Origin of the sequence: Bradyrhizobium brasilense, from assembly GCF_029714345.1 — a bacterium.
Classification (GTDB): Bacteria; Pseudomonadota; Alphaproteobacteria; order Rhizobiales; family Xanthobacteraceae; genus Bradyrhizobium; species Bradyrhizobium australafricanum.
In genome coordinates this window covers 4498515-4510842 of record NZ_CP121669.1, presented here as the reverse complement: position 1 = coordinate 4510842, position 12328 = coordinate 4498515, and the positions used below count along the sequence as shown (strand labels likewise).

At 64.4% G+C, this 12328-nt stretch carries 12 protein-coding genes; 1 reads left to right on the top strand and 11 read right to left on the bottom strand.

Annotated elements, in window-relative coordinates; all coding sequences use genetic code 11:
- Nucleotides 1-122: 122 nt before the first annotated feature.
- Nucleotides 123-446 carry a KTSC domain-containing protein gene (locus tag QA635_RS21185; RefSeq protein WP_141342145.1) on the top strand — a complete coding sequence of 108 codons (324 nt, stop codon included), beginning with the start codon at nucleotides 123-125 and terminating at the stop codon, nucleotides 444-446.
- 12 nt (nucleotides 447-458) lie between these two features.
- Here the strand turns inward: QA635_RS21185 and fabZ are convergent, their stop codons facing one another.
- The 11 genes from fabZ to QA635_RS21130 form a co-directional block, all read right to left on the bottom strand.
- Complete coding sequence (fabZ, locus tag QA635_RS21180; RefSeq protein WP_076857667.1) at nucleotides 459-917, bottom strand: 3-hydroxyacyl-ACP dehydratase FabZ; 459 nt, start codon at nucleotides 915-917, stop codon at nucleotides 459-461.
- On the bottom strand, nucleotides 917-1978 hold the full coding sequence (gene lpxD, locus QA635_RS21175) for a UDP-3-O-(3-hydroxymyristoyl)glucosamine N-acyltransferase (RefSeq protein WP_283061291.1): 1062 nt from the start codon (nucleotides 1976-1978) through the stop codon (nucleotides 917-919). Before lpxD ends, fabZ begins: the two co-directional genes overlap by 1 nt.
- Before the next feature lie 32 nt (nucleotides 1979-2010).
- Nucleotides 2011-4551: an outer membrane protein assembly factor BamA gene (gene bamA / locus QA635_RS21170; RefSeq protein WP_283061290.1), complete on the bottom strand. Its 2541-nt coding sequence runs from the start codon at nucleotides 4549-4551 to the stop codon at nucleotides 2011-2013.
- Nucleotides 4552-4726: 175 nt separating this feature from the next.
- On the bottom strand, nucleotides 4727-5878 hold the full coding sequence (gene rseP, locus QA635_RS21165; protein WP_028339659.1) for an RIP metalloprotease RseP: 1152 nt from the start codon (nucleotides 5876-5878) through the stop codon (nucleotides 4727-4729).
- 44 nt (nucleotides 5879-5922) lie between these two features.
- Complete coding sequence (gene dxr / locus QA635_RS21160) at nucleotides 5923-7149, bottom strand: 1-deoxy-D-xylulose-5-phosphate reductoisomerase (protein WP_225159012.1); 1227 nt, start codon at nucleotides 7147-7149, stop codon at nucleotides 5923-5925.
- A gap of 4 nt (nucleotides 7150-7153) precedes the next feature.
- Complete coding sequence (locus tag QA635_RS21155; protein WP_283061289.1) at nucleotides 7154-8002, bottom strand: phosphatidate cytidylyltransferase; 849 nt, start codon at nucleotides 8000-8002, stop codon at nucleotides 7154-7156.
- A complete protein-coding gene (locus QA635_RS21150; protein ID WP_253608473.1) occupies nucleotides 7999-8757 on the bottom strand; it encodes an isoprenyl transferase in 759 nt (252 codons plus the stop codon). The genes QA635_RS21155 and QA635_RS21150 overlap by 4 nt, the downstream gene beginning before the upstream one ends.
- Before the next feature lie 21 nt (nucleotides 8758-8778).
- Nucleotides 8779-9342: a ribosome recycling factor gene (gene frr / locus QA635_RS21145; RefSeq protein WP_028334007.1), complete on the bottom strand. Its 564-nt coding sequence runs from the start codon at nucleotides 9340-9342 to the stop codon at nucleotides 8779-8781.
- 74 nt (nucleotides 9343-9416) lie between these two features.
- Complete coding sequence (gene pyrH / locus QA635_RS21140; RefSeq protein WP_028334006.1) at nucleotides 9417-10133, bottom strand: UMP kinase; 717 nt, start codon at nucleotides 10131-10133, stop codon at nucleotides 9417-9419.
- A gap of 71 nt (nucleotides 10134-10204) precedes the next feature.
- Nucleotides 10205-11128, bottom strand: coding sequence for a translation elongation factor Ts (gene tsf / locus QA635_RS21135; RefSeq protein WP_283061288.1), 924 nt, complete (start codon nucleotides 11126-11128; stop codon nucleotides 10205-10207).
- Between the two features lie 127 nt (nucleotides 11129-11255).
- Nucleotides 11256-12248 (bottom strand): 30S ribosomal protein S2, encoded by a 993-nt coding sequence (locus QA635_RS21130; protein ID WP_057016493.1) that lies wholly within the window; start codon nucleotides 12246-12248, stop codon nucleotides 11256-11258.
- Nucleotides 12249-12328 lie beyond the last annotated feature (80 nt).

Genomic DNA, 12328 nt, shown 5'->3' with positions numbered 1-12328 from the left:
TGGCGCCAAGGTGCTATCGAGGCGCCAAGCTGTCGATTGGGGCGGTCGTTAGCGCGACTTTGCCCGCCCTGTCCAGTGACGTATGATGACGGCCTGTTGCAAGAGAAGGTCGCAACCGAACCATGGTCCGGGCCGCCGCGCTGATCCTCAGCCTGCTCTCTGCGCCAATCGGCCCGGAGACGGTCGATCTCGGCAACAGCACGGCGGTCGATCTCTCGAGCTTCGAATGCCACGACATCAACCGCAGCACGATCGTCCAGCGGGTCTGCTACAGCACGGATCAACGCGCGCTGCTGGTCGCGGTCAGAGGCAGCTACCAGCATTATTGCGGCGTCCCTGCCGAAACCTACGACGCGCTGATGAACGCGCCGTCGATGGGCATCTTCCTCAATCGCGTCCTGCGGATCGCGGGCGCGGACGGCCGCTACACCTGCACAACGTCGTGAGACCGGCGCGGCCTAATCCGTCAGCATCGCACCGACGTCGGCCTCGGCGACGACCTGGCCGTTGACCTTGGCGTCGCCGTGAAACCACCACATCGTCTTGCGCCGGCCGAGCGAGCGCATGTGATACTCGATGGTGTCGCCGGGCATCACCGGCTTCCTGAACTTGCACTTGTCGATGGTGAGGAAATACACCGCGCGCGGCTTCTCGGTGCCCTCGACCGACTTGATGCCGATGACGCCGGCGGTCTGGGCCATCGCCTCGATCATCATCACGCCGGGGTAGACCGGGCGGTCCGGGAAGTGGCCCTGGAACGGCGGCTCGTTGAAGGTGACGTTCTTGATGCCGATGCCGCTGTAGTCGGTGCGGATATTGATCACCCGGTCGATCAGCAACATCGGAAAGCGATGCGGAAGCGTCTTCAGGATATCGTTGATATCCACCAGCTCGAATTTGACCGGTGCCTCCTCCATCACTCCTGCCCCTCACCTTTGGCTTCGTTGTCGCGCACCAGACGCTCCACTGCGATAATTTCCCTGAACCACTGCTTGGTCGGCTTGGCGAAATGCCCGCCCCACCGACCGTTGGCCGGGATGTCGTCCTTGACCGCGCTCATTGCCGTCACCTGGGCGCCGTCGCCGATCTTGAGGTGGTTGTTGATGCCCACCTTGGCGCCGAGCGCGACATTGTCGCCGATGGTCAGGCTGCCGGCGAGCCCGATCTGGGCCGCCAGCAGGCAGTGCCGGCCGATCGTCACATTGTGGCCGATCTGGACCTGATTGTCGATTTTGGTGCCCTCGCCGATCACGGTGTCGCGCAGGGAACCCCGGTCGATGGTCGAGGCGGCGCCGACCTCGACATTGTTCTGGATCACCACGCGGCCGGTCTGCGGCACCTTCACGTGGCCGGCCGGCCCGAAGAAGATGAAGCCGTAGCCGTCCTGGCCGACATTGCAGCCGGGATGGATCAGGACGTTGTTGCCGATCAGCGCGAACTGAATGGTGGTCTTGGCGCCGACATTGCAGTCGCGGCCGATCTTGACGTCGGCCCCGATCACCGCGCCGGCGCCGATGATGGTGCCTGAGCCGATCTCGACCCGCGGGCCGATCACGACCAGCGGATCGACGATGACGCCGTCCTCGAGGCGCGCGGTGGGATCGATGATCGCCGACGGCGCGATGCCCTCGGTGTCGAACCAGGATTGCGGCCGCAGGGCATCGGCGTGCCATTGCCGGGCGAGCTCGACGAACGCCTGGAACGGCTTCGCCGCCCGCAGCATGGCGGTGCCCTTCGGCACCTGTGCCTCGAAGCGCGGGCTGACCAGACACGCGCCGGCCTTGGTCGCAGCAAGCTGGTCGGCGTATTTCAGATTGTCGAAAAAGGCGAGATGCATCGGACCGGCCTCGTCGAGCGAGGCCAGCCCCCTGATCTGAAGCGCGCCCCTTTCGGGGTCGACCAGTTGCGCCTTCGTCAGCGCGGCTATTTCAGCCAGCGATGACGAAGGAGGACTCTTGTAGAAGATCGGCTGCGCCATTCCATCCGTCGCAGTCCGGTTGGCAATCGGTCTTAGAACGTCGTACCGCCGCCAAACCGGAATTCTTGCGTGCGGTCAAACGCACCCTTGGTCAGCGGCACCGCGTAGTCGAAGCGCAGCGGACCGAACGGTGACTGCCAGATCAGGCCGACACCGACCGAGGTACGGACAACCTTGCTGTCATCGTAGCTCAGGCCAAGGCACGTACCCGGAGACGGCGGATTGTTCGTCGGCCTGACACAGCCAGGCACGTTGACTTCGCCGGTCGCCGCCCACGAGGTCGGGCCCTGGTAGTCGTACAGGCCGCCGGCGTCGGCATAGACCGCGCCCTTGAGCCCGACTTCCTTCGGCAGGAACCAGAACGGCATCTGCAGTTCCGCCGACACGCCCCAGTACTTGGTGCCGCCGATGGCGTCCATGGTGCCGTACGGGTTGATGTCACGCGGACCGATACCGTTCGGCGCAAAGCCGCGGACCAGGTTCGGGCCCATCTGGAAGTGATCGAGCATGCGCAGATCCGAGGTCCCGAGCTTGTTCAGGATGCCGCCCTGGGCGTGGATCACGCCGACGATGTCGGAGACCAGCGGGGTGTAGTACTTCGCGTCGATCGCGGTCTTGATGTAGCTGACGTCACCGCCAACACCGGCGAAGTCCTGCTTGAAGTCGACGATCAGACCGTCGGTCGGGTTCTTGTTGTTGTCGAGCGTGTTGTAGTTGAGCGTGTAACCCAGCGCCGACGTGAGGGTCTTGCCGCCCGCCAGCTCCTTGCGGACCGGCAACGAGGCTTCGCCGTCAAAGAAGCAGCCGAGACCATTGGTCGACACCAGGCTGATCCCGTTCAGGTTCGCATAGGCCGGGCTCGGATTGAACGCGGGGTTGGGCGTTCCATCCGGCAGGAACGGCACGTTGTTACAGTTGTTCAGCGTCGACGGCAGGGTGATTTCCTGCTGGTAGATCGAGTAGCGCAGCTGCAGCGAGAGATCTTCCCGCAGGCTGAAGCCGAGCCGCGGGCTGAAGCCCAGCGTCTTGGTGCCGTAGGCGATGTAGCTGTTGGACAGCTGCTGGCGCTGATAGAGGTCGAGGCCGAGCGCGACGCGGTAGTCGAGCAGATAGGGCTCGACGAACGACAGCGAGTAGCCGCGGGCATACTGGCCGTAGGTCACCGACGCCTTCGCGTACAGGCCGCGGCCGAGCAGGTTGCGCTCGGAGACGCTGACTTCGGCCAGCGCGCCGTCGGTGGTCGAGTAACCGCCCGACACCGAGAAGTCGCCGGTCGACTTCTCCTCGAGATCGACGATCAGGATGACGCGATCGCTGGAGGAGCCCGGCTCGGTGGTGATCTTCACCGTCTTGAAGAAGTCGAGGTTCTTCAGCCGGCGCTCGGCACGGTCGACCAGCGCACGGTTGTAGGCGTCGCCTTCCGAGATATCGAACTCGCGGCGGATCACGTAGTCGCGGGTACGGCTGTTGCCGCGGATGTTGATGCGCTCGATATAGGTGCGCGGACCTTCGTCGATCGCGAAGGTGATCGACACCGTGTGATTGTCGAAGTTGCGATCGCCGCGCGGCCGGACCACCGCGAAGGCGTAGCCGCGGCGCGATGCCTCGATCTGCATCTCCTCGACCGATTTCTCCAGCGCCTCGGCGTTGTAGAGCGAGCCGACATTGACGCGCGAGTAGGTGCGCAGCGCGTTCGGATCGAGCGTTGCGATCGACGACGTATAGTTGACGGACGCGACGCGGTACTGCTGGCCTTCCTCGATCTTGAAGGTAACCAGGAAGCCCTTCTTCTCGGGATCGTATTCGGTCAGCGCGGCCACGACCTGGACGTCGGCATAGCCGTTCTTGAGATAGAAGCGACGCAGCAGGTCACGGTCGGCCTCGACCCGGTCGGGATCGTAGACGTCGTTGCCGCCGAGGAAGCTCAGGATGTTCGATTCGCGGGTCTTGATGACGTCGCGCAGACGGGACGCCGAATAGGCGCTGTTGCCGATGAACTCGATCGACCGGACGCCGGTCTTCACGCCTTCATTGACCTCGAAGATCAGGTCGACGCGGTTGTTCGGCTGCTCGATGATCTGCGGATTGACCCGCACGTCGTAGCGGCCGGACCGACGGTAGATTTCGGCGATGCGCAGGGCGTCCGACTGGACCATCGGGCGCGAGAACGTGCCGCGCGGCTTGGACTGCACTTCAGCGGTGAGCTGTTCGTCCTTGATCTTCTTGTTGCCCTCGAAGGCAACACGGCCGATCACCGGGTTCTCGACCACGACCACGACGAGGCGCCCGCCCCGCTGGTCGATGTGGACGTCCTGAAACAGGCCGGTCTCGATCAGCGCCTTCAGACCGTCGTCGATCTGGGCCTGGGCCAGCCGACCGCCCGGTCCGGGATGGAAGTAGGAGCGGATGGTTTCAAGCTCGACACGGCGGTTCCCCTCCACCGTGATCGAATCGACGGTCTGCGCCGACGCAGGCACAGACACAGCTACGGTCGCCAAGGTGGCAACCACCGGCGCGGCGAACATGACCAAGGCGGCGAACAGCCCCCCCCTCACTCGCATTCCAAACATCATGCGCAATGCGCCCTTATCTTAACGATGCCAGATCGTTCCCCAACGACCCGACAGATTCCCAACCTGCCGCTCAGCTTGTAACCAAATTTGCCAAGGGGGCAAACTTACTAGAGCTGAACATTTCCATTTTCGTTCCAAGACGTTGCCCATTGGCAACGCCACAAAAAAGCCCGTTTCAGGACCCGGCGATCCTGAGGATGTCGTTATACGTCGCAAACACCATCAACATCAGGACCAGACCCAGCCCGATTCGGAAACCCACCTCCTGTGTCCGCTCCGACAGCGGGCGTCCCCGCAGCGCCTCCGCGCTATAGAAAAGCAGGTGTCCGCCATCCAAAAGCGGGATCGGAAACAGGTTCAGCAGACCGATAGAGACCGACAGGATGGCGCAAAGGTTGATCACGAACTGGAACCCGGCGCTCGCGGCCTGCCCCGACAGCTTCGCGATTCCAATGACGCCGCTCACCTCGGCCGGATTGCCGGTTCCAACAAACAGCGAGCCCAGGAACTTGAACGTGCTGGAAATGATGTACCAAACCTGCTCGACGCCGATCTTGAGGGCCTCCAGCACGCCGACCGAGGCGCTGGTCGCCTCGCCGACCTGAGCCTTGTGCTCGATTCCGAGCACGCCGATTCGGTGGGCATTGCCGAAGGGGTCCTTGACCTCCCTGAGCGCCGGCGTCGCCTTGAGCGCGACAATCGCACCATCGCGCTTCACCTTGAATCCAAGCTCTGAACCAGCATTCGAAGCTACAATCCGCTGCATGTCGGCGAAGCTCTGGATCGCGCTGCCGTCGATATCCACGACGACATCGCCGACCTTGAAGCCGGCGTTCGCGGCGACGCTTTCGGCCACCAAGCCGTCGACCCGGGCAATCGTGCTCGGCTTGCCGTAGTAGAGCGCCATGCCCGCGAAAATCAGGGCGCCGAGAATGAAGTTCGCCACCGGGCCGGCCGCAACGATGGCGGTGCGCTTTCCGACCGATTTGTGATGGAAGCTGCCTTCACGCTCTTCCGCCGTCATGGCGGCGAGCGTCTCGGTGGACGGCGTCGAAGCCTCGCTGTCGTCGCCGAAGAATTTGACGTAGCCGCCGAGCGGAATCGCCGAGATCTTCCAGCGCGTGCCATGCCGGTCGTTGAAGCCGGCGAGCTCCGGACCGAAGCCCAGCGAGAACGTCAACACCTTCACGCCGGCCCAGCGCGCGACCAGGAAGTGGCCGAGCTCATGGAAGAAGACGACGATGGTCAGGACGAAGAGGAAGGGAACGATGGTACCGAGAAGCCCATGACTCAACGCATTGATACTATGAATAAAATACTCGGGCATTCGATTTTCCCTCGACAAGAGCCAAAGGCTCCGTCCCCAACCCTCTAGGTTGCCTTTAAGGCAATTTGAGGCAATAGGGCGGCAGCTTTATTTCGCGCGATATGGTCAACGGAAATCGCATCATCCGCCGAGTGCAGTGGTGGCTGATTCCCTGACTTGATCCAATCGTTCATCGTCGCCTCGACCAGCCGGGCGATCGCGCCGAACTTGATCTTGCCGGCGATAAACGCGGCGACCGCGATCTCGTTCGCGGCGTTGTAGACCGTCGTCGCGCCATGCCCCATCCGCAGCGCCTCGTAGGCCAGCCGCAGCCCCGGGAAGCGTTCAAAGTCCGGCGCCTCGAAGGTGAGCTGTCCGATCTTGGCGAGGTCGAGCTTGGCGGACGGGCCGACGACGCGGTCGGGCCAGCCGAGGCAATGCGCGATCGGGATCCGCATGTCGGGCGTGCCGAGCTGGGCGACCACCGAGCGATCGGAGAACTCGACCATGCCGTGGATGATCGACTGCGGGTGCACCAGCACGTCGATTTCGTCGGGCGTCAGCGCGAACAGATAGGACGCCTCGATCACCTCGAGACCCTTGTTCATCATCGAGGCGGAATCGATCGTGATCTTCTGCCCCATGCTCCAATTGGGATGCTTCAGAGCCTGTTCCAGCGTCGCCTGCTCGATGTCGGCGGGCGCCCAGGTGCGGAACGGCCCGCCGGACGCGGTGATGATCACCCGCGTCAGTTCCTCGCGGTTGCCGGAAGCCAGCGCCTGGAATAGCGCATTGTGCTCGGAGTCCGCCGGCAGGATGCAGGCGCCGGCCTTCCTGGCCCGCTCCATGAAGATATCGCCGGCGCAGACCAAGCATTCCTTGTTGGCCAGCGCGACGGTGGCGCCACGATCGACCGCGGCAAGCGCGGGCTTCAGCCCGGCCGCGCCGCTGACCGCCGCCATCACCCAATCGGCCGGCCGCGCGGCCGCTTCGATAATCGCGCTCTCCCCGGCCCCGCATTCGGTCCGGGTTCCGGCCAGCGCGTCCTTCAGTTCCGAAAGCTTCGCCGGATCGGCAATGGCTGCGAACCGCGCGCCGAATTCCTTGGCCAGCTTGGCGAGGCCCTCGACATTGCTGTTCGCGGTCAGCGCCTCGACCCGGTAGCGGTCGCGCGCGCCGCGCAGCAGATCCATGGTGCTGTCGCCGATCGAGCCGGTGGCACCGAGGACGGTTACAGTCCGCAGGGCGGATGCCGCCGCGGCCTTGTTGTTACGCAACGGAACTGCGCTCATCTCATCACCAAACCATAAGACCGCGCCCGACGCCATCGGCGCCACCACGGAGAAAGCCGAAAATCGCCGCCACAATGACGGCCGCGACAAATCCGTCCAGGCGGTCCAGGAGGCCGCCGTGACCGGGAATGATGTGACTCGAATCCTTCACGCCGAACCGCCGCTTCACCGCGGATTCGAACAGATCGCCAAGTTGCGAGACCACCGACAACACGGCGCCGAGCATCAAGAGCGGACCGGTCGAGCCGATCTTAAGGGCGGCAAAGCCGGCAGCGACCAGCAGGCTCGCCACGAAGCCGCCAACCGCGCCCGCCCATGTCTTCTTCGGGCTGACCCGCACCCAGAGCTTCGGCCCGCCGATGCCGCGGCCCGCGAAGTAGCCGCCGATATCGGTGACCCACACGATCAGCAACACGAACATCAGCGCGGCAAAGCCCTTCGCCGTGTCGAGGCGCAGCAGGACCGACGCGATCTCGGCCCCTGCCGCATAGAGCAATCCCGCAATGGCCCAGTTGCGCCGCGCGCCGGACGTCAGCGCCACAACAACCGCACCGGCGGCGAGTACGATCAGGGCCGCATCGATACGGCCGGCCATCAGGCACAGTCCGGCGAGCAGCAACGCGACCACGCCGGGCACCACGACACGGAGCTCGCGTCCGAGTCCGGTGACAACAAGCCATTCCGCGAACAATCCGGCCGCCGCCAATGTCACGAGGAGCGACCAGGCGACGCCCCCCATATAGGCCAGCGCGATCGCAACCGGCGCCAGCACCAGCGCCGCAATCACGCGCATCGCGAGATTGCGCGACCCCTGCTCGTTTGCTGCCGCCGGCGCGGCCTCGCCCTCGGTCACGATCCGGTTTTCGCAGCGAGCCCGCCGAACCGGCGCTCGCGCTTGCCGTATTCCGCAATCGCGCCTTCGAGCGCCGCCTTATCGAAATCCGGCCAGTGAATCGGCACGAACACGAGTTCGCTATAGGCGGCCTGCCACATCAGGAAGTTGGACAGACGCTGCTCGCCGCTGGTGCGGATAATCAGATCCGGATCCGGAATGTCGGGCGCATCGAGATATTGCCCGAGCGTGTCGGCATCGATGGAGTTGGCGTCGCGCCTGCCTTCGGCAACCTCGCGCGCGAGGCGCCTCGCCGCGGCGGCGATCTCCGCCCGCGAACCATAGTTGAAGGCGACCACAAGGTTGAGCTTGACGTTGTTCTTCGTCAGCTCCTCTGCCTCGTTGAGCAGCGCGCAGATGTCGGCGTCAAGCCCGTCACGCTCGCCGATCACGCGCACCCGCACCCCGTCACGATGCAGCGTCGCAAGATCGTTGCGGATGAAGCGGCGCAACAGGCCGAACAGATCGCCGATCTCGCTCGCGGGCCGCGACCAGTTTTCCGAGCTGAAAGAAAAAATGGTGAGATAGACGATGCCGAGTTCATGGGCCGCGCGCACCACGCGGCGCAGCGCTTCGACGCCGCGGCGATGGCCCTCGACGCGCGGCAGGCCACGCGAAGCGGCCCAGCGCCCGTTGCCGTCCATGATGATGGCCACATGCAACGGACTGCCGGAGCGATCCGGTCCGTCAGTTGCTGGGGCGGCGGCGTTCGACATCGGCTCGTTCCCGTAGCGCCTTCAGACCGTCAGGATTTCCTTTTCCTTGGCGGCGAGCAGCTGGTCGACTTCGGCGATCACGCCGTCGGTCGCCTTCTGCACCTCGTTCGACAGGCGCTCCTGATCGTCCTCGGAGATCTCGTGATTCTTCTCGAGCTTCTTGATCACGTCGAGGCCGTCGCGGCGCACGTGGCGTACCGCGACCTTCGCCGCTTCCGCGTATTTGTGCGCGACCTTGACGAGCTCCTTGCGGCGCTCCTCGTTGAGTTCGGGAATCCGCAAGCGCAGCACCTGTCCTTCGGTCGCCGGCGACAGGCCGAGGTTGGAGTCGACGATTGCCTTCTCCACGGCCTTGACCATCGTCTTGTCCCAGACCTGTACCGAGAGCAGGCGCGGCTCGGGCACGCTGATGGTGGCAACCTGGTTGAGCGGCATATGCGAGCCGTAAGCCTCGACCTGGACCGGCTCCAACATAGAGGCCGCGGCACGGCCGGTGCGCAGGCCGCCAAGCTCGTGCTTGAGCGATTGCGTGGCGCCCTGCATGCGGCGCTTCACGTCGTTGATGTCAAAACCAGCTGCGGCCATGACGTTTCTCCCTTTCACTAGAAACCGGCTGTCGACGCCCTCGGGTCCAAAATCTGGACCCGGAGGCGCGACAATCAGCCGGCGACGACGGTGCCGTGTCCGGTACCGCGCAGAATCGCACCGATCGAACCGGGCTCCGCGATAGAGAACACGATGATAGGCAGCGACGTCTCGCGGGCAAGTGCGAAAGCGGTCGCGTCCATGACCTTGTAGCCGCCCTCGATCGCCTGCGAATGGGTCAGGCGGTCGAAGCGCTTGGCTTTGGGGTCCTTCTTCGGATCGGCGCTGTAGACGCCGTCGACATTGGTGGCCTTCAGCACCGCCTGCGCACCGATTTCGGCCGCGCGGAGCACGGCGGTGGTGTCGGTCGTGAAGAACGGGTTGCCGGTTCCACCGCCGAGCAGGACGATGCGTCCCTCGGCGAGATATTTGTGCGTTGCACTACGGGTGAACAGCTCGGAAATCTCCGGCATCACGAATGCCGACAAGGTCCGCGCCGGGGTTCCCTTGCGCTCGATCGCCGCCTCCAGCGCGAGGCAGTTCATCATGGTGGCAAGCATGCCCATGGTGTCGCCGGTCGGCCGGGAGACGCCGCGCGAGGACACCTCGACGCCACGGACGATGTTGCCGCCGCCGATCACGACGGCGACCTCGATACCGAGCTTGCGGGCCGCGATCAGGTCGTCGGCGATGCGATCGACCGTCGGTTGATCGATACCGAACCCGTGGGAGCCGGCCAGATATTCGCCGGACAGCTTGATCACCACGCGACGATAGATCGGCTCAGCCATGATGCGATCGCTTTCTTATCCCGCGCAGGCAGGCCTCCGGCGCAGAGCGCCGGACGCCCTGGTGTCAGCGGTTACTTCTTGCCGCTGGCGGCCGCGACTTCGGCGGCGAAGTCACTTTCCTGCTTCTCGATTCCCTCACCGAGAGCATAGTTCACAAAGCCAGCGATTTTGATCGGCCCGCCGACCTTACCCTCAGCTTCCTTCACCGCCTGGGCAACCGACTTGCCGCTGTCGTGGATGAAGGCCTGATCGAGCAGGCAGACCTCCTTGTAGTAGGTCTTCAGGCCGGAATCGACGATCTTCTCGATGACGTTCTCCGGTTTGCCCTGCTGGCGGTACTTGTCGGCCAGCACGTCCTTCTCGCGCTTGACGGTCTCCGGATCGAGCCCGGCCGGGTCGAGCGCCAGCGGCTTGGCCGCCGCCACGTGCATGGCGAGCTGGCGGCCGAGCACCGCGAGCTCGTCGGCCTTGCCGGTGGACTCCAGCGCCACGATCACGCCGATCTTGCCGGCGCCCTCGACGACCGCGTTGTGGACGTAGCTCGACACCACGCCCTTGCTCACCTCGAGCGAGGCGGCGCGGCGCAGCGTCATGTTCTCGCCGATGGTCGCGATCGCGTCGGAGATCGCAGTCTCGACGGTGACGTCGCCGACCTTGGCCGCCTTGATCTTCTCGACGTCAGCGCTGTTGTGCAGCGCGACCTGGGCGATCATCTTGACCAAGCCCTGGAACTGCTCATTGCGCGCAACGAAGTCGGTCTCGGAATTGACCTCGACCAGCACGCCCTTGGTGCCGGAGGTCAGCGCGCCGATCAGGCCCTCGGCGGCGACGCGGCCGGCCTTCTTGGCGGCCTTGGAGAGGCCCTTCTTGCGCAGCCAATCCTGCGCTTCCTGCATGTCGCCGTTGTTCTCGGTCAGCGCCGCCTTGCAATCCATCATGCCCGCGCCAGTCGACTCGCGGAGCTCCTTGACCATCGCTGCTGTGATCGTTGCCATCGTTCAATGTCCTTCTTGCCTGTACAGAAACCGCGGCGCCCGATGGCGCCGCTGTCTGCGACAGGGAGATCGTTGTTCGTGGAATAGAAGCGGCGGCCGGGCGAGACCCGGCCACGCCGCGTAGCCTTTATTCCGCTTCGGCGAGCGTCTTGGCCTGGGCGACCCAGGCGTCAGCACGGCTCGGCAGACCGACTTCTTCGCCGATCTTGTGTGCGGTGTCGTGGTCGAGCTCGGCGAGCTGCCAGTAGTGGAAGATGCCGAGGTCGTTGAGCTTCTTCTCGATCGCACCGGACACGCCGGTGAGCTTCTTGAGGTTGTCGGCGGTGCCGCGCGGGCCGGCGAGGCCCTGGAAGCCGGACGGCGCAGCCGCCGGAAGGTCTTCCTGCACGGGCGTCGCCGACGCACCGATGTCGATTCCGGAATCGCCCTGAGCGCGCGAGATGCCATCGATGGCGGCGCGCGCCACGAGATCGCAATACAGCGAGATCGCGCGGCCGGCGTCGTCATTGCCCGGCACCACATAGGTGATGCCCTTCGGGTCCGAATTGGTGTCGACGATCGCCGCGACCGGGATGTTGAGCCGCTGGGCTTCCTGGATCGCGATGTCTTCCTTGTTGGTGTCGATCACGAAGATCATGTCGGGAAGACCGCCCATGTCCTTGATGCCGCCGAGCGAACGGTCGAGCTTGTCGCGCTCGCGCTGCAGCGTCAGCCGCTCCTTCTTGGTGTAGGAGTTGGCTTCGCCCGACGACAGCACGTCGTCGAGATGACGCAGGCGCTTGATCGAGGCCGAGATCGTCTTCCAGTTGGTCAGCGTGCCGCCGAGCCAGCGCGAGTTGACGAAGTACTGCGCCGAACGCTTGGCAGCGTCGGCAACGCCGTCCTGGGCCGAGCGCTTGGTGCCGACGAACAGGATGCGGCCGCCCTTGGCGACGGTATCGCTGACCGCCTGCAGGGCACGGTGCAGCATCGGCACGGTCTGCGCGAGGTCGATGATGTGGATGTTGTTGCGGGCGCCGAAGATGTAATCCTGCATCTTCGGATTCCAGCGGTGGGCCTGGTGGCCAAAGTGAACGCCAGCTTCAAGCAACTGACGCATAGAAAAATCGGGTAGCGACATAGTGATAATTCTCCGGTTGGTTCCTCCGGAAACGTGTGAGCAGACGCGCCTTATGGCCCGGCTGCCACCGGACGGCCTTT